Consider the following 17,573-nt stretch of genomic DNA (forward strand, 5'->3'; position numbering starts at 1 on the left):
GTCGTTGTCCGGACCTTGGTGATCGCAACCCTGTGGTCGACCGCGCGCAACCCCGTGCTCGGCGACGGCGCTCCGGAAAACCTGCTGCGACCGGGACGCGACGTCCCTAGGTTGAGGCCATGACCTCTCGCATCCAGCACACGACGATCGACGCCCGCGACGCCTACGCCCGGTCGGTCTGGTGGAGCGGGGTCCTCGGATATGTCGAGGACCCCGACGACCCCAACCTGCCCGGCCACGAGGAGTGCATGATCTTCCCGCCGGCCGGCGGCGACGCACCCGCGGAGAGCCGTGGGCGCCTGCTGTTCATCGAGGTGCCCGAGGGCAAGGAGCTCAAGAACCGGCTCCACCTCGACCTGCGCCCCGTCGACGGGACCCGTGAGCAGGAGACCGAGAGGCTCCTCGGCCTGGGAGCCTCGCAGCTCGCCGACCACCGCCGTCCCGACGGCTCGGGATGGTTCACGCTCGCGGACCCCGAGGGCAACGAGTTCTGCATCCTGCGCAGCGACGCCGAGGTCGCGGCCTAGGGCGGCTGAGACCTCGCGGTCCGTCGTGGGTGTGCCACCTGGCAGCGGTCGAGCACGAGGTTGCGGTCGTTGTCCCGGTGACAGCGACCACAACCTCGTGCTCGACCGGGCGGAACCTCGTGTTCGGCAGGGCTCGGTGCCCAGCGTGCGGTCGTCGTCATCCAGGCTCGCGACGCGCGGGAGCCGCACCGCCGGCAGTGAACATGGTCACCTGGACGGCAACCACATGTTCGACTCCGTTCCGACGTTCGACCCCGTCCCGAAACATGACAGGCCTATCCTCGCGATCGTGCTGATCGCCATGGCTGGACTGCCCGGAACCGGTAAGAGCCGACTTGCGCGCCTGCTCGCGCGCGACCTGGGCGCGGTGATGCTCAGCGTCGACCCCGTCGAGGACGCGTTCCTGCGCGCAGGAGCGGTGCACGACGACGTCACGGGCCTGGGTGCGTACCTCGCCGTCGAGTCGGTCGCCCAGGAGAACCTGCTCCTGGGCAACGCGGTCATCGTCGACGCGGTCAACGACCACCCCGCAGCCCGGCAGCAGTGGATCGACCTCGCCGCGCGGACCGCGTCCCGTCTCTGGTTCGTCGAGGTCTACCTCGCGGACGAGCGGCTGCACCGCGAGCGTCTCGTGGCCCGAGGCTCGCGCTACCCGGCGCTGCCCGAGCCAGGCTGGGACTCGCTCGCCGCGCGCGCCCGGGCGCTCGCGGACTGGTCCGGCCCCCGGCTGCGGCTCGACGCCTCGCTCGACGACGCGGAGCTGCTGGCGGCTGCGAAGGACTGGTTGGACGGTTGACGTCGGGCTCGAGGCTCTCGGCCGAGCATGCGGTTGTCGTCAGGATCCCGCTCGGAACGGACCTCAACCGCATGCTCGGCAGACGTCAACCGCATGCTCGACCAGCGTCGCCTCGACCACATCGCGCAGCCGTCCCGCTCTCGACGACCAGGACGGAAATCCAGTCCTGAGTCGGAGTCCTCAGGCGCTACGCTCCGGCCATGTCTCGCACCCTCTCGCTCGACGAGGCCCGCACGACCGGCGCCGTCGTCACGATCCACCGCCGCACCCTGGGCCCCGACACCGGCCTCCTGGACGGTGTGGTGCTCGCGACGGGGGTGTGGACGCTCGTCGGGTCGCTGGCGGACTGGGCTCACGCCGACGGCTACGAGGTGATCCGGACCGAGGACGTCACGAAGGTCCGCCGGTTGCGACGCGCGAACCAGCGCTTCGTCGAGCGCGCTGCTGCGGGGCTCGGGTCCTGGCCGCTCCCGCGCCCGGACCTCGCCGTCGACCTCACGTCCGTCGAGGACGTCGTGCGGTCGGTCGCCCGCACGAGCCGCCTGCTCGCCGTGCACGCCGAGGCAGAGTCTCCCGGCGAGTACTTCCCTGGAGCCGTGGGGATCCTGACGGACGAGGGCCTGGGGCTGCGGTTCATCGACACGGCCGGGCGCTGGGAAGCGGCTCCGAGGTGGTTCGGGCTCGGCGAGATCACCCGTGTCTCGTGGGGGTCGCGCTACCTCGGCGCGTTCGACCGGTTCGGCGACCGCCCGCCGTTCGCGCCGTTCGTACCCTCCGACGGCTAGCGGCCCCAGGGAGCCGTCGGAGCCGCCGACCCGACGGGAGGGTCCGCCGGAGCCACCCGGTCGGCGTGCGCGGGCCGCGAGTCCTGCGTCTGCCGGGACCCGCCTCCGAACCCCAGCAGCACCCAGACGGGCCCGAGCACGACCCATGCGCCGAGCACGACCGCGACGCGCAGCGCCCACACCCACAGCGGGTCGCCCGGCCACTGGGCCGGAGCCATGAGCCCGGTCCCGGCGACGGTCGACATGGTCGCGATCACGCCGAGCGCGATCGCCGCGGCGACCGCTGCCTTGCCGAGCTCTTTCGTCTCGTGGACGAGCCCCGCGAGGCCGTCCTTCGGCGGCTTGACGGGCTTCGGTCCACCACCGAGGTGGTACGCGGCGCGAGCGTCGGCCCACCGGACGATCGAGTGCCCGAACGCCACCGTGAACCCCAGGTAGACGGCCGCGAGCCCGTGCACGGCCTCGGGCGGCGACCCGCCCGCGACGTCCGCGATCGACACGCTCACGAGCAGCAGGTCGATCAGGGGCACGCTGACCAGCAGGATCGTGCTGAGCCGACGGTGGTGCAGCACGTACCGGGCGATCAGACCCGCGGCGAGCACGACCCAGAAGCCGATCTCGCACGCGAGGATCAGCAGGACGAGCGGGGTCTCCAGGAGGGTGGGCATGGTGTCCATGCTGGTCGGGACGCTGCCCGACGGCGTCGCCCACGTCGCCGATCTTCGCTCGCCGCGCGTACATCGTTCGAGGGAGGGACGGGGCCGGTGAGCACCGGGGGCGCTGGGTGGCCGTGCCGATCCCGGGAACGTGGGACCCGGCGCCTAGGATGCTCGGTGCGGCAGGTGGGGTGCACGGCACGTGCCGAGCGTGCGGCGGGACCGCGGGGGTAACCGCTGGGACGGGTTCGACCGGACCGGCGGGCGTCTGGGTACGGGCCCTCGGACCGGACCCGTGACCGGCGCCGGTCCATCGCACAGCACGACCGCAGCACGACCCAGCACGCAGCACGAACCACAGACACGCGAGAGGGCCTGAGTGCAGCACGACGACATCGACGCCTTGCGGCGCACCCCGGCCTGGCGCCTCCTGCGCTCGGACAACGCACCGCTCGCCCTGAGCTTCCTCGGCACGGTCTTCGTCGAGCAGAACGTCCGCTCGATCGGGGAGGCCGAGCTGGTCTCGCTCCTCGACGACGCGCTCTACGCGATCGACGGACCGGACCGGCCCGCCCGCGCGCGGCCCCGACCCGTCGCGGAGGGCGACGAGCCCGCCGCGGCGAGCGACGCCGTCGGGCCGGACGATGCCCACGCACGCGATACCGACGCACGCGATACCCACGCCCGCGATGCCCACGCACCTGGGGTGCCCGCGGACCACCCGACCGAGGCCCGCCGCTACCCGCGCTCGCCCAAGGCCTACCTCGACCACTGGTCGGCGCCCGAGCAGGGCTGGCTGCGGAAGTTCTACCCGACGGGCTCGGAGGAGGCGCACTACGACGCGACCCCGGCCGTCGAGAAGGCCGTCGGGTGGGTCTCGGCGCTGCGCGAGCGCAGCTTCGTGGGCACCGAGTCGCGCCTCAACACGGTCTTCGAGCTGCTGCGCCAGCTCACGGTCGGCACCGAGTCCGACGCCGACGCGCGCCTGCGCGAGCTCGAGGCGCGTCGGGCGCGGATCGACGAGGAGATCGAGCGCGTGCGAGCGGGCCAGCTCTCGCTGCTCGACGCGGCCGCCCAGCGCGACCGCTATCAGCAGCTCACGGGCACGGCCGCGGACCTGCTGGCGGACTTCCGCGAGGTCGAGGCGAACTTCCGCACGCTCGACCGCGAGATGCGCGAGCGCATCACGGGCTGGGACGGCGCCAAGGGTGACCTGCTGGACGCGGTCGTCGGGAGCCGCTCGGCGATCGCCGATTCGGACCAGGGTCGCAGCTTCCACGCGTTCTACGACTTCCTCCTGGACCGCCAGCGTCAGGAGGAGTTCGCCGGGCTCGTCGAGAAGGTCCAGGCCCTGCCTGCGCTCGAGGAGCAGGTCGGGGACGACGACGAGGCGGCCCCTGGCATCACGGGCCGCGCGGCCGGGCGACGTCTGCGCCGCATCCACTACGACTGGCTCGACGCGGGCGAGCGCACGCAGTCGACCGTGCGCGTACTGTCCGAGCAGCTGCGCCGGTTCCTCGACGACCAGGTGTGGCTCGAGAACCGTCGCGTGATCGACATCCTGCGCAGCATCGAGTCGCGCGCCCTCGCGCTGCGCGACGCCCCCGACCGGCTGCGCCTGGGCGCCGCGGACACCGGGCCGCTCGCGACGACCATGGACTCGACCTCGGTCGACGTGCACCTGCCGACCGAGCGCCCGCTCTACCGGCCCCAGCACCAGGAGCCCCTCGCGAGCGAGGGCGTGACCGCGGGGGTCGCGGACTTCGACGCGTCGGCCCTGTTCACGCAGGTCCACGTGGATCCCGAGCGTCTGAGCCGGACGGTCCGGGACGCGCTGCGCCGTCGGGGCCAGGTCTCGCTCGCGCAGCTCGTCGAGGAGAACGCGCTCGAGCAGGGCCTCGCGGAGCTCGTGACGTACCTGTCGCTCGACGACCCGCGCTTCGACGTGGTGCACGACCCGGCGCACACGGACGAGGTGCGGTGGGTCGTCGACGACCACGTGCCGGACCTGCCGGTGGCGGGCGGCGTCGAGGTCGTCGCGGTCGACGAGCGGCCCGCCGGCCCGCGCGTCCGGGTCGCGCGCGTGCCACGTGTGACCTTCGCCCGCACAGGGGCCAAGGACCTCGCGGGGGCCGTGGCCCGGTCGCTCGCGCAGGACCCGCCCGTTCCGCCCGCACCGACAGTCCAGCCGTCTCCCCAGCCGTCTCCTCAGGAGGGAACCCCGTGAGCCAGCAGCCCGTCCGGACCGAACGCCCCGGGCAGACCGGCGGCCAGAGCCCCGAGCTGTCGCTCGTCGTGACCTCGCTCGTCAAGGGCGTCGTCTACCGGGAGGCCGGCACGCGCACGTGGCGCGACCTGCTCGCGCTCGAGGCGCAGGCGCGGGACTTCGTCGCGACGCTCGGCCTCGAGATCGTGATCGACGAGTCCGAGGGGTACGCGTACCTGCGTGCGCAGCCCGAGGACGAGGGCGACGGCACGTTCATCCCGCGCCTCGTCGCGCGGCGCGAGCTGTCGTTCGACGTGAGCCTGCTGCTCGCGCTGCTGCGCAAGCGGCTCGCGCAGTTCGACTCCGAGGGCGGTGACACCCGCCTGGTCCTGACGCGCGACGAGATCGTGGACCTGGTCCGCGTGTTCCTGCCCGAGTCGAGCAACGAGGCCCGCGCGCGCGACCGCGTCGAGGCCAACGTGCGCCGCGTGGTCGAGCTGGGCTTCCTGCGCCCCGTGCCGGACACCCCGGACACGTACGAGGTGCGCCGCATCCTCAAGGCGTTCGTCGACGGCCAGTGGCTCGCGGACTTCGACGCGCGCCTCGCGGAGTACGCGGCCGAGCTCGCGTCGCGCGACGGGGGAGCGCTCCTGCCCGACGGCGGAGCACCCGCGGGCGGACAGGCTGCGGCAGGTGCTGGCACGGGGGCTGCGCCGACCATGCGGTTGACGTCCGCCGAGCATGCGGTTGGCGTCGAGAACGGGCCTGAATCGGACGACAACCGCATGCTCGGCACCGAGCGCCCGACCCACGAGGAGGCCTGATGGCCGAGGCACTGTTCAGCGCGGTCGAGCTGCACGACGCGGCAGCGGACCTGGACCAGCGGTCGGGGTATCGCCTCGACCGGCTCGAGGTCCTCAACTGGGGGACGTTCGACAAGTACGCATGGAGCTTCGAGCTCGAGGGGCGTAACGCGCTCCTGACGGGGGACATCGGCTCGGGCAAGTCGACCATCGTCGACGCCATCACGACGCTCCTGCTCCCTGCGAACCGCATCAGCTACAACAAGGCGGCGGGCGCCGACACGCGCGAGCGCACGCTGCGCTCCTACGTCGCGGGGCACTACAAGTCCGAGCGCAACGAGGTCACGGGCGCCTCGCGGCACGTGGGACTGCGCCGCGGCCACACCTACTCGGTCATCCTGGGCGAGTTCGCCAACCGCGGGTTCGACTCGCGCGCCGTGCTGGCCCAGGTGTTCTGGCTCAAGGACGGCGCGCAGGGGCAGCCCGAGCGCTTCTACGTCACGAGCACCTCGCCCATGACGATCGCCGACGACTTCGCGGGCTTCGACGGGGACATCAACGTCCTGCGCCGTCGACTGCGCGAGTCCGGCGCGCAGATCCGCGACCACTTCCCGGAGTACGGGCGCGACTTCCGGCGCCTGCTGGGCATCGAGTCCGAGCAGGCCATGGAGCTCTTCCACCAGACGGTGTCCATGAAGTCGGTGGGCGACCTCAACGAGTTCGTGCGCGAGCACATGCTCGAACCGTTCGACGCGGCCCGCTGGACCGAGAAGCTCGTCGCGCACTTCGACGACCTCACGAGCGCGCACGACGCCGTGGTCAAGGCCCGCGCGCAGATCGACCAGCTCGCGCCCCTGCTGGCCGATGCCGACGCGTACGACGCCGTGGGGGAGCGGGCCCGCGGGCTCGTCGCCCAGCGCGAGGCGTTGCGCGGGTTCACCGCGGGCCGGCGCGTCGAGGCGCTCGACGCACGCATCGGAGAGCTCGAGGCGTCGATCACGGCACGCGCCGACGGCCTGGACCGCCTCAAGGAGGAGCTCGCGCTGCTCGACGCGGAGCGCCAGCGCCTCGAGGTCGAGCGGGCCGGGCACGGCGGCGACCGCCTCGCGCAGATCGAGGGCGAGGTCGCGCGCCGCGAGGTCGAGCGCGCCGAGCGTCGGGCCAAGGCCGACGAGTACGCGCGCTACCTGGCCGCGGCAGGCCTCGAGCCGGTCGCGTCGCGCGACGAGTTCGCGGCGCTGCGCGAGCGCACGGGCGCGCTGCAGTCGGACGCGCAGGACGCCCTGGGGGAGATCGAGGGCCGCGCGGGGGAGGTCGCGGCCGAGTTGCGCGCGGTCGAGGCGGAGGCCCGCGAGATCAACGCGGAGCTCCGCTCGCTCGCCGACCGCGAGTCCAACCTGCCCCGCACGAGCCTGGACCTGCGCACCCGCCTGTGCTCCGACGTCGGGCTCACGGACGCCGACCTGCCCTTCGCGGGCGAGCTGCTCGGCGTGCGCGCCGAGCACGCCGAGTGGGAGGGCGCGGCCGAGCGTGTGCTGCGCGGCTTCGCGCTCTCGCTGCTCGTGCCCGCCCAGCACTACGACGCGGTCTCGGCCTGGATCAACGCGCAGGACCTGGGCACCCGGCTCGTCTACCACCGCGTCCCCGCGCCCGCCGCGGGCCGCACGCGGAAGGTGCGCGGCGGCGTCGGGACCCCGCCCGCGAGCCGCGAGGACGGGCCGCTGCTCGCTGACCTCCTCGAGGTCAAGGACGGCGACCTCGCCGCCTGGCTGACCGACGAGCTCGAACGTCGCGCGGACTACGTGTGCGCCGCGACGCTCGCCGACTTCCAGCGCGTGCCCCGCGCCGTGACGCGCGAGGGGCAGGTCAAGCACTCGGCCAGCCACCACGAGAAGGACGACCGGCGCTCCGTCCGCGACCGCAGCGGCTACGTGCTCGGCTGGAGCAACCAGGCCAAGATCGACGCGCTGCTCGAGCAGGCGACCGACGTCGCCGGACGTCGCGCGGTGCTCGAGGAGCGGCGTGACGAGGTCGGGCGCGAGAAGAGCGCCGCGATCTCGCGCTCGGGCGCGCTCAACCGGCTCGACGTGTTCCGCGAGTGGCGCGAGCTCGACTGGGAGGAGCCCGTCCGGGCCATCGCCGAGCTGCACGACGAGAAGCGGCGCATCGAGGGCGCGTCGACCGAGCTGAGCCGCATCGCCGACCAGCTCCGCGACCTGTCGCGCCGGGCCGCGGGACTCGCGAGCGACCGCGACGCGCTGCTCTCGGCCGCCGGGGCGGACCAGCACGCGCTGGCGACGGCACGCGACCAGCGGGAGCGCTCGGCCCGGGTGCTGGCCGAGCAGGGGCCCGCCGATGCGGGGCTGGCCGAGGAGCTCGCCGGGCTCTTCGACGCCGAGACCGCAGCACAGGCCGGCGAGCAGGCCGGCACGCAGCCCGGCTCGCGCAGCGACGTGGACCCCGACGCGGTCGAGGCCGCCCTGCGGACCCGGCTCACGAGCCAGGTCGAGGAGGCCCAGACCCGGCAGGGGCAGCTCGGCACGCGCATCGCCGCACAGATGACGGCGTTCCGGGCCGCGTACCCGGTCGAGACCACGGAGCTCGACAACGACGTGCGCTCGGCGCCCGAGTACCGGGCGCTGCACGAGCGCCTCACGCGCGACGACCTGCCGCGCTTCGAGGGCGACTTCAAGACCTACTTGAACACCAACACGATCCGCGACATCGCGGGCTTCCACGCCGAGCTGTCCAAGCAGGCCGACCTCATCCGCGAGCGCGTCGAGATCATCAACGACTCGCTGCGCGCGATCGACTACAACCCCGGCCGGTACATCCGCCTCGAGATGGCGCCCACGCCCAACACCGAGGTGCGCGAGTTCCGGGCGGACCTGCGGGCGTGCACCGACGGGGTCCTGGGGCTCGACCTCGAGGGGAGGCGCGACGAGGACACGGGCGAGGAGACCGTCGCGTACTACTCGGAGGAGCGGTTCCTGCGGGTCAAGGCGATCGTCGAGCGGTTCCGTGGGCGCGAGGGCCAGGCCGAGGGCGACGAGGCGTGGAAGCGTCGCGTGACCGACGTGCGGAGCTGGTTCGTGCTCTCGGCGTCGGAGCGGTCGCGCGAGGACGACGTCGAGCACGAGCACTACTCCGACTCGGGTGGAAAGTCCGGTGGCCAGAAGGAGAAGCTCGCCTACACGATCCTCGCGGCCTCGCTCGCGTACCAGTTCAAGCTCGACTGGGGCGCGGTGCGGTCCAAGGCGTTCCGCTTCGTCGTGATCGACGAGGCGTTCGGTCGCGGGTCGGACGAGTCGACGCGGTTCGCGCTCGAGCTCTTCAAGAGCCTGGGCCTCCAGCTGCTCATCGTGACGCCGCTGCAGAAGATCCACGTGATCGAGCCGTACATCTCGGCCGTGGGGTACGTCGACAACCCGACGGGCCGCAACTCGCGGCTGCGGACGCTGACGATCGAGGAGTACCAGGCCGAGAAGGAGGCGCACGCGGCGCTCTGAGCCGTTCGCTCGGGTGCCGAGCATGCGGTTGGCGTTCGGTTTCGTCCCTTTCCGGACGCCAACCACATGTTCGGCGGACGCCAACCGCATGTTCGCCGAGGAAGGTCAGCCGCGTGGCAGGCGGACCTCGAACGTCGTGCCCGACGACGGAGCCGGGCCCGCGCCGCGCACCGAGATGTCTCCGCCGTGCGCCTGGACCACGGCCTGGGCGATCGCGAGACCCAGCCCGGTCGAGCCGCCGACCCGGTTGCGTGCCGAGTCGCCGCGGCTGAACCGCTGGAACAGCGACGGCAGCAGGGCGGGCGGGATGCCGGGGCCGTCGTCGGTCACGGTCAGGACCACGTGGTCCTCGCCGTCGGGCCGGATGCCCACGACCACGCGCGTGCCCGGCGGGGTGTGGACGCGGGCGTTGCCCAGCAGGTTCGCGAAGACCTGGCGCAGGCGTGCCTCGTCGCCCACGACCGTGACGTCGGGGATGTCGAACGTGTCGTCGCCGTCGGCCCAGAGGGCGTCGCCCTCGGCGAGGATCCCGTCGCCGTCGAGCGTCAGCGTGTCGCCCTCGGCGCGGGGCCGGTCGCCCTCGGCGGAGTCCTGGTCGCCCTCCATCACCGGCCCCTCGCCCCCCGCGAGCGGCAGGTCGAGCTCCCACACGTGGTCGCGGCTGGCCGCGTGCGCGTCGGCCACGGCATCGATCGCGAGGGCCGCGAGGTCGACGGGCTCACGGTCGAGCGGGCGGCCCGCGTCCAGCCGGGCGAGGAGCAGCAGGTCCTCGACCAGGTCGCCCATGCGCACGGCCTCGGACTCGATGCGGTCGAGCGCGCGCAGCGTGTCGGGCGGGACCTGGTCGGGGGAGCGGCGGACGAGCTCGGAGTACCCGCGGATGGAGGCGAGCGGGGTACGCAGCTCGTGGCTCGCGTCGGCCACGAACTGCCGGACCTGGGTCTCGGACTCGTGCCGCGCGGTCAGGGAGGCCTCGACGTGGTCGAGCATGCGGTTGAGCGCCGCGCCGACCTGCCCGACCTCGGTCCGCTCGTCGGTGAACTGCTCGTCGACGCGCGGGATCTCCCCGACCTCACCGCGGTCGAGGGGTAGCTCGGACACGTGCACGGCCGCGTCGGCGAGCGAGTCGAGGGGTCGCAGCGAGCGGCGGACGAGCCACGTCCCGAGCACCGACGCGAGCACGATCCCTGCGGCCACGAGCCCGGCCTCGACGAGCAGGTAGCCCTCGAGGGTCTCGGTCACCCCGGCGGTGCTCATCGCGGTGATGCTGGGCTCGCCCCGCTGGGTCGTGGTCGCGACCGCGCGGAACGAGCCGAGGTCGCTCACCTCGACCGTGTGGGGACGGTCGTCGGCGGGCACGGTCTCGAGGTCGGCGACCTGCTCGTCCGTGAGCTGCTGGAGGGTGCCCGACGCGTCGATGTACCCCGCGAAACGCACCGCCTCGTCCTCGTAGACGACGTTGATGGTCCCGGCTCCCTGCCCGGGGGGCAGGGGGCTCTGGTTCCCCGTGCCCGACGACGGAGCCTCGCCCGGCGGCGTCCCGGCGCCCGGGTCCTCGGCCGGGGCGCCCGACGTGGCACCCGGGTCGGCAGGGACGGTCGCACCGCTCGTCGAGCCGTCGGCCCCCTCGGGAGAGCCGGTCGTCCCGCTTCCCGTCGAGCCGTCGCCCGTGCCGGTCGTGCCGGTCGTGCCGGCCGCGCCTTCGGGGGGAGGGGCGTCGGCGCCGAACCGGTCGAACGGGCCGCGCTCGGCGCGCTGGCTCGCCTGGACCAGCTCCTGGTCGAGCCGGTCGACCAGGCTCTGGCGCAGCGCGAGCGTCGAGCTCGCGGCGAGCGCGACGCCCAGGACGAGCAGGATCGCCACGAGGACCACGACGAGCTGTCGGCGCAGGGTGCGTGGTCGGGCGGTGCGCGACGCCCGGGGTGAGGTCACGCGTCAGGCCTTCGCGGCGCCGTCGGGCGCTGTGCTCGCAGGGGCGCCCGCGCCGCCCGCTGTGCCCGCAGAACCCCCGCCGCCCCCGGTGCCCGTGCTGCCCTCAGCCGGCTTGATCACGTACCCGACCCCGCGCAGCGTGTGGATCATGGGCTCGCGGCCCTTGTCGATCTTGCGGCGCAGGTAGGAGATGTAGAGCTCGACGATGTTGGCCTGCCCGCGGAAGTCGTAGTTCCACACGCGGTCGAGGATCTGCGGCTTGGACATGACGCGGCGCGCGTTGCGCATGAGGTAGCGCAGGAGCTCGAACTCGGTCGCCGACAGGTGGATGGGGTCGCCGCCGCGGAACACCTCGTGCGAGTCCTCGTCGAGGACCAGGTCGCCCACGACGACGGTCGAGTCCTCGCGGGCGGCCGTCGCACCGCCGCGGCGCATGAGGCCGCGCAGGCGGGCCACGACCTCCTCGAGGCTGAAGGGCTTGGTCACGTAGTCGTCGCCGCCCGCGGTGAGCCCCGCGACGCGGTCCTCGACCGTGTCGCGGGCCGTGAGGAACAGGACCGGGACGTCGGGCGAGGTCGCGCGGATGCGGCGCAGCACCGAGAGCCCGTCGAGGTCGGGGAGCATGACGTCGAGCACGATCACGTCGGGGCCGACCTCGCGGGCCGTGCGGATCGCGGACTGCCCGTCGAGCGCGGTCGAGACGTCCCACCCCTCGTAGCGCAGGGCGGAGGTGAGGAGCTCGGCGAGGTTGGGCTCGTCGTCGACCACGAGGACGCGCACGGGCGAGCCGTCGGCCCGGGTCAGGCGCTCGGGGGCGCGAGGCGAGACGAGGGGTTCCGTGGGCGCGGGCGTCGTGGTCATGCGTCCATGGTGCGCGTGGTGTCTCGGCGACGCCTGTGGTGTTCCTATGAATCGACTGTGAGCGGGAGCCCTCAGTCGAGCGGCCGCTCCCTGTGTGAGGCGGCGAGCGTCGAGGACAGGATCGCCTCGATCGCGAAGGCCGTGGCGCCCGCGAGGTCGACTGCCTCGGGGTCCAGCAGCCACTGGGTCTGGAGGCCGTCCATGACGGCGATGATCGTGCTCGCGGCGCGGTCGAGGGCGACGGGGTCGAGCTCGACGTCGTCCTCGGGGGTCAGGAGCCCGGCCTCGCGGCGTTCGGCGATCACGGTGTCGAGCGCGCTCGTGATGTCCCCGCGCAGGCCCGCGAAACGGCGCGCGGCCCAGTCGCGGGCGGGGTGCTGGTCGGTCACGGACTCGCCTGTCAGGACGGTGTAGGCCTGCACGATGCCGGGGCGTTCGGCGTTCATGCGGGCCGTCGTGACGAGGTGGCGGAACAGGTCGAGCCCGCCGGGGATGTGCTTGCCCTCGAGGTGCTCGACGTCGACGACGTCTCGGAACTCGAGGACCTCGATGAGGAGCTGGTTCTTGGAGCCGAAGTGGTGGAGCACCCCGGCGTGGGTGATCCCGACCTGCTCGGCGACCTCGGCGAGCGAGCCCTGGTGGTACCCCTTGGACCCGAAGACGCGCATGGCTGCGCGCAGGATCTCTTCGCGCCGGGCGGCGGTGCCCTTGCGCGGTCGGCGCGTGCGCGCCGGTGTGGTGGCCTCTGTCATGACCGCAACCATACTGTGATCTTCGTTGACTTACTGACTAGTCAGTAAGTGTGGTTGTATATCGGCCAGCAGACAACGCCGTCCGAACGGAGCACCTGGTGTCACTGAAGACCCACGACGTCACGACCGACGTCACCCCCGACGTCGTCGCAGACGTCGACGGGACCGAGGAACGCCTCGCGCGCCTCGCCGCAGACCTCACGGTCGAGGAGAAGGTCTCCCTCCTCGTCGGCGCAGGCATGTGGACCACGACCCCGATCGAGCGCATCGGCCTGCGGGCCGTCGCGATGTCCGACGGCCCCGTGGGCGTCCGCGGCACGGGAGGCGAGTCCACCCTGGCCGACGGCTCCGCGGTGACCGCGCAGACCTCCGCGATGTTCCCCGCCCCCAGCGCGCTCTCCGCGACCTGGGACCGTGACCTGGCGGCCCGCGCCGGCGCCCTGTTCGCGTCCGAGGCACGCCGCCACGGCGTCGACGTCGTGCTCGCCCCGCAGATCAACCTCCAGCGCACGCCCGTGGGCGGCCGCCACTTCGAGTGCTACTCCGAGGACCCGCACCTGACCGCCGAGATCGCGGTCGAGCTCGTGCGCTCCTCGCAGGCACACGGCGTCGGCATGAGCGTCAAGCACTACGTCGCGAACGACTCCGAGACCGAGCGCACGCGCTACCTCGCGCGCCTCGACGAGCGCACGCTGCGCGAGGTCTACCTCCCGCCTTTCGAGCGCGTCGTGCACGAGGCCCAGGCCTGGAGCGTCATGGGTGCCTACTCGGGCGTCGACGACGGCGAGACCGCGGCCCCCGTGCTCGAGCACCGCCCGCTCCTCACCGGTGTCCTCAAGGACGAGTGGGGCTTCGACGGCGTCGTCGTGAGCGACTGGGTCGCCACCAAGACGATCCGCGGCGCGGTCGAGGGAGGCCTCGACCTGCAGATGCCGGGCCCGGACGGCCCCTGGGGCGACGGCCTGCTCGCCGCTGTCCGCTCGGGAGAGGTCGCCGAGAGCGAGCTCGACGACAAGGTCGTGCGCCTCCTGCGCCTGGCACACCGGGTCGGCGCGCTCGACCTCGGGGCACCTCACGCTCCCGGCACCGCGCAGGTGACCGGGTTCCAGCCCGACGACGCACCCTCCTCCGCGTCGTCGGCCCGCGACGGGCTCACGGGCCAGGAGGCGTCGGCCGCGTTCCTCCGTGAGCTCGTCGCACGTTCGATCGTCGTGCTCAAGAACGAGGCGGACGGGGCCCTCTCCGCCGAGGGCGCGGACGGGACGGACGGCGCCCGCTGCGCGTCCTCCGGGCTCGTGCCCCTCGACCCAGCGGTCCTCGCTCCCGCCGGCCGTCCCCTGACGGTCGCGCTCCTCGGCCCCGCCGCGACGACCCCGTTCCTCCAGGGCGGCGGCTCGTCGTTCGTGGTCCCCGACCGCGTGACCACGCCCGAGGAGGAGCTCCGCGCAGGGCTGCCCGAGGGCACCCGCCTCCTGGTCCACGACGGCGCCCGCTCACGCTCCAACCCGCCCGCCCTGGACGTGTCAGGCCGGTGCAGCGACCCGGTCACGGGCGCGCCCGGTGCCCGTGTCGAGCTCCTCGACGCGCGCGGCGAGGTCCTCGACTCCCGCACGGCCGCGACGTGGGACGGATGGCTCCAGGACGTCCGGGCTGACGCCGTGGCCGTGCGGGTCCGCGCGGACGTGGACCTCGAGGAGCCCGGCACGCACGAGCTCGGCATCGGTACGGTCGGCGTCCACACGGTGACGGTCGACGGCCGGCTCGTCTCGACGGGCGACGTCGTCGTCAACGAGGACGTCGTCCTGAGCTCGGGGCACAACCACCCGGTCGCCCGCACCGTGGACGTCGAGGTCACCGAGCCGCGCACCGCGCGGCTCGACGCGACCCTCCAGGTGGTCCACGCCGTCGGGTACGCGTCGTTCGTCCGGGGCGAGCTGGTCCACCGGCTCCCCGGCGCGAGCGCCCAGGAGATGCTCGACGAGGCCGTCGCCGCGGCGACCGAGGCCGACGTCGTGGTCCTCGTCGTCGGCACGACCGAGGAGGTCGAGTCCGAGGGTTACGACCGCCCCGACCTCGATCTCCCGGGCAACCAGAACCGGCTGGCCGAGCTCGTCCTGGCGGCCAACCCCCGCACGGTCGTGGTCGTCAACGCGGGCGCCCCGGTCCTGCTGCCCTGGTTCGACGACGCCCCGGCCATCCTGTGGGCGTGGCTCGGCGGCCAGGAGGCCGGTTCGGGACTCGCGGACGCGCTGCTCGGCGTGACCGAGCCCTCGGGCCGGCTGCCCTGGACCCTGCCCGCACGCTTCGAGGACGTCCCGGTACCGCACGCGATCCCGCAGGACGGGGTCGTCGAGTACACCGAGGGGCTCGACGTCGGCTACCGCGCCTGGGAGCGCACGGGCGCCACGCCCGCGGCCCCGTTCGGGCACGGCCTCGGCTGGTCCACGTGGGAGTACGTGGGCGCGACGGTCGTCGAGCACCCCGCCAGGACTGACGGTGCCCCGACCGCCGACGTGCAGCTCGACGTGGTCGTCCGCAACACGGGCGAGCGCGCGAGCCGCGAGGTCGTCCAGGTCTACGTCGAGCCCGACGTGTCGTCCGGCACACCCGATGCTCCTCGTCGCCCCGTGCGCTGGCTCGGCGGCTTCGCCGTCGTCGACGCCGCCCCGGGCGAGCTCACCACGGCGCGCGTGCGCATCCCCGCGCGCGCCCTCCAGATCTGGGACGTCCCTTCGCAGCAGTGGGTCACCGCTGCCGGCGGGCACGTCCTGCGAGCCGGGCGGTCGATCCGCGACCTCCGGCTCCGGGCTCCTCTGCCCGCCTGACCCGGGGAGCGGCGGCGTTCCCCCGCCGCAGCTCCCCGACAGCACCACCGAACCACCCGCTCGACCCGCTCGGCCCCGCAGCACCGCGCACGACCCAGCCCCACCCAGCAGATGTCAGGTTCACCGCGGACCGCACGTACGGTTCGTTCAGATTTTCAGTGCAAGGAGGCACTCATGAACAAGCGCAGGATCAGCACGGCGATCGTCGGACTCACATCGCTCGCCCTCATCGCCACCGCATGCAGCGGCGGCGGCAGCGGAGAGGGAAGCTCCTCGTCGGCAGGAGGCTCGAGCGTCCTGACCATCGGGATGCCCAACGGTCCCCAGACCGACAACTCCAACCCCTTCGCCAACACGTCCTCGGCGATGTCGCTGGGCTACGCGTTCGCGATCTACGAGCCGCTGGCCCAGGTCAACACGGTGCGTCCGTCCGAGGACCCCGTTCCCTGGCTCGCGAGCGAGTGGGAGTGGAACGCCGACTACACCCAGCTGACCCTCACGGCCCGTGACGGCGTCAAGTGGTCGGACGGCGAGGACTTCACGGCCGAGGACATCGCCTACTCGTTCCAGATCCGCAAGGACAACGAGGGCCTCAACACGTTCGCGCTGCCGTTCGGCGACATCGCGGTCGACGGCAACAAGGTGACGGTCTCGTTCACCTCGGGCCAGTTCGTCAAGCAGGGCCAGATCCTCCAGCTCTTCGTGGTGCCCGAGCACGTCTGGAAGGACGTCGAGGACCCCACGACCTGGACCAACGAGGAGCCTGTCGGCACGGGGCCGTACACCCTCAAGTCCTGGACCGCGCAGGCCGCGACCCTCACGGCCCGTGACGACTACTGGGGCGGCGAGCTCGGCGTCAAGGAGCTGCGCTACAGCTCCTACAACGACAACAACGCGCTCACCAACGCCCTGGTCTCGGGCGAGGCGCAATGGGGATGGACCTTCATCCCCGACTACGAGAAGGTCTACATCGACGCCAACCCCGACGTGAACAACCAGTGGGCCCCCACGGGCCTGGGCGTCGACGCGCTGTTCCTCAACACCGAGACCGCGCCGTTCGACGACGTCGCCGTCCGCAAGGCCGTGCAGCTCGTGCTCGACCGCAAGCAGATCTCCGAGCTCGCGTCCTCGGGCGTCTTCCCGCCCCTGACCAACGTGACCGGGCTCCCCGAGCCCGCGGGCACCGACTTCATCACCGCGCCCTTCCAGGGCAAGGAGTACACGGTCGACGAGGCGGGCGCCAAGAAGGTCCTCGCCGACGCGGGCTACACCCTCGACGGCACGACGCTCAAGGACCCCGAGGGCAACGCCGTGACGTTCACCCTGACCAACCCCACGGGCTGGTCGGACTACCTGACCGAGCTCCAGATGGTCGCCGACGCCGTCAAGCCCTTGGGCATCACGGCCACGGTCGAGGGCCAGAACGCCGATGCCTGGTTCACCGCGATCGCCGAGGGCGACTTCCAGGCCTCGATGCACTGGACCGACGGCGGCGCGACCCCCTGGGACACGTACTCCAACCAGATGGACGGCGCCCAGTACATGCCGCTCGGTGAGCGTGCCAACTGGAACTTCGGCCGCTTCAAGAACGACGAGGCGACCGCAGCCCTGGCCACGTACGCCAACGCCACGGACGAGGCAGCCCGCACGGCCGCGCTCGAGACCGTCCAGCAGGTCTTCGTCGACGAGGTCCCGACCATCGCGCTCCTCGGACGCCCGGCCGCGGCCCAGTACTCGACCAAGAACTTCGTGGGCTGGCCCTCGGACGAGGACCCGTACGCGAACCCGCAGCCGACGACGGCCAACGCGTCGCTCATCCTCACGAAGCTGAAGCCGGCTTCCTGATCGCGTGGCTGCTCGTGAGTGAGGGGGCGGGGCCGTCGCCGGACCCACCATCCGGCCTCGTTCCTCGGCCTCCCGC

12 protein-coding genes are annotated in these 17,573 nt (G+C 72.8%); 8 read left to right on the forward strand and 4 right to left on the reverse strand.

Going from position 1 to position 17,573, the window contains the following annotated elements:
• Positions 1–119 precede the first annotated feature (119 nt).
• From ASE27_RS09950 to ASE27_RS09960, 3 genes are all read left to right on the forward strand, one after another.
• The gene (locus ASE27_RS09950; RefSeq protein ID WP_056649322.1) at positions 120–527 is read left to right on the forward strand and encodes a VOC family protein; all 408 of its coding nucleotides are present in this window, start codon (positions 120–122) and stop codon (positions 525–527) included.
• A gap of 289 nt (positions 528–816) precedes the next feature.
• Positions 817–1,323, forward strand: coding sequence for an AAA family ATPase (locus tag ASE27_RS09955; RefSeq protein WP_056649928.1), 507 nt, complete (start codon positions 817–819; stop codon positions 1,321–1,323).
• 200 nt (positions 1,324–1,523) lie between these two features.
• Positions 1,524–2,108: a hypothetical protein gene (locus ASE27_RS09960; protein ID WP_056649327.1), complete on the forward strand. Its 585-nt coding sequence runs from the start codon at positions 1,524–1,526 to the stop codon at positions 2,106–2,108.
• On the opposite strand, the gene ASE27_RS09965 is transcribed toward ASE27_RS09960, so the two are convergent.
• A complete protein-coding gene (locus ASE27_RS09965) occupies positions 2,105–2,776 on the reverse strand; it encodes a hypothetical protein (RefSeq protein WP_200955929.1) in 672 nt (223 codons plus the stop codon). The genes ASE27_RS09960 and ASE27_RS09965 overlap by 4 nt on opposite strands.
• Before the next feature lie 367 nt (positions 2,777–3,143).
• On the opposite strand from ASE27_RS09965, the gene ASE27_RS09970 reads away from it, so the two are divergent.
• Genes ASE27_RS09970 through ASE27_RS09980 form a run of 3 tightly spaced genes read left to right on the forward strand, consistent with a single transcriptional unit; the run spans position 3,144 to position 9,282 of the window.
• Positions 3,144–4,991: a DUF3375 domain-containing protein gene (locus ASE27_RS09970; RefSeq protein WP_157257522.1), complete on the forward strand. Its 1,848-nt coding sequence runs from the start codon at positions 3,144–3,146 to the stop codon at positions 4,989–4,991.
• Positions 4,988–5,794 (forward strand): DUF4194 domain-containing protein, encoded by an 807-nt coding sequence (locus ASE27_RS09975; RefSeq protein ID WP_082608773.1) that lies wholly within the window; start codon positions 4,988–4,990, stop codon positions 5,792–5,794. Before ASE27_RS09970 ends, ASE27_RS09975 begins: the two co-directional genes overlap by 4 nt.
• On the forward strand, positions 5,794–9,282 hold the full coding sequence (locus tag ASE27_RS09980; protein ID WP_056649330.1) for an ATP-binding protein: 3,489 nt from the start codon (positions 5,794–5,796) through the stop codon (positions 9,280–9,282). Before ASE27_RS09975 ends, ASE27_RS09980 begins: the two co-directional genes overlap by 1 nt.
• Before the next feature lie 105 nt (positions 9,283–9,387).
• On the opposite strand, the gene ASE27_RS20895 is transcribed toward ASE27_RS09980, so the two are convergent.
• From ASE27_RS20895 to ASE27_RS09995, 3 genes are all read right to left on the reverse strand, one after another.
• Positions 9,388–11,214, reverse strand: a complete 1,827-nt coding sequence (locus ASE27_RS20895) for a cell wall metabolism sensor histidine kinase WalK (protein ID WP_235535406.1) — start codon at positions 11,212–11,214, stop codon at positions 9,388–9,390.
• A gap of 3 nt (positions 11,215–11,217) precedes the next feature.
• Positions 11,218–12,075: a response regulator transcription factor gene (locus ASE27_RS09990; RefSeq protein WP_056649338.1), complete on the reverse strand. Its 858-nt coding sequence runs from the start codon at positions 12,073–12,075 to the stop codon at positions 11,218–11,220.
• Positions 12,076–12,146: 71 nt separating this feature from the next.
• Positions 12,147–12,827 (reverse strand): TetR/AcrR family transcriptional regulator, encoded by a 681-nt coding sequence (locus ASE27_RS09995; protein ID WP_157257524.1) that lies wholly within the window; start codon positions 12,825–12,827, stop codon positions 12,147–12,149.
• Positions 12,828–12,925: 98 nt separating this feature from the next.
• Between ASE27_RS09995 and ASE27_RS10000 the strand changes: the two genes are divergently transcribed.
• A complete protein-coding gene (locus ASE27_RS10000) occupies positions 12,926–15,652 on the forward strand; it encodes a beta-glucosidase (RefSeq protein ID WP_235535407.1) in 2,727 nt (908 codons plus the stop codon).
• A gap of 174 nt (positions 15,653–15,826) precedes the next feature.
• A complete protein-coding gene (locus ASE27_RS10005; RefSeq protein WP_056649344.1) occupies positions 15,827–17,497 on the forward strand; it encodes an ABC transporter substrate-binding protein in 1,671 nt (556 codons plus the stop codon).
• The last annotated feature ends 76 nt before the right edge of the window (positions 17,498–17,573 follow it).

Origin of the sequence: Oerskovia sp. Root918 (genome assembly GCF_001428945.1) — a bacterium.
GTDB classification, from domain to species: Bacteria; Actinomycetota; Actinomycetes; order Actinomycetales; family Cellulomonadaceae; genus Oerskovia; species Oerskovia enterophila.

Excerpts from the sequence above, each read along its gene's own strand:
- ASE27_RS09950 (WP_056649322.1), top strand. The coding sequence starts at position 120 with ATGACCTCTCGCATCCAGCACACGACGATCGACGCCCGCGACGCCTAC.
- ASE27_RS09960 (WP_056649327.1), top strand. The coding sequence starts at position 1,524 with ATGTCTCGCACCCTCTCGCTCGACGAGGCCCGCACGACCGGCGCCGTC.
- ASE27_RS09965 (WP_200955929.1), bottom strand. The coding sequence starts at position 2,776 with ATGCCCACCCTCCTGGAGACCCCGCTCGTCCTGCTGATCCTCGCGTGC.
- ASE27_RS09980 (WP_056649330.1), top strand. The coding sequence starts at position 5,794 with ATGGCCGAGGCACTGTTCAGCGCGGTCGAGCTGCACGACGCGGCAGCG.
- ASE27_RS09990 (WP_056649338.1), bottom strand. The coding sequence starts at position 12,075 with ATGACCACGACGCCCGCGCCCACGGAACCCCTCGTCTCGCCTCGCGCC.
- ASE27_RS09995 (WP_157257524.1), bottom strand. The coding sequence starts at position 12,827 with ATGACAGAGGCCACCACACCGGCGCGCACGCGCCGACCGCGCAAGGGC.
- ASE27_RS10005 (WP_056649344.1), top strand. The coding sequence starts at position 15,827 with ATGAACAAGCGCAGGATCAGCACGGCGATCGTCGGACTCACATCGCTC.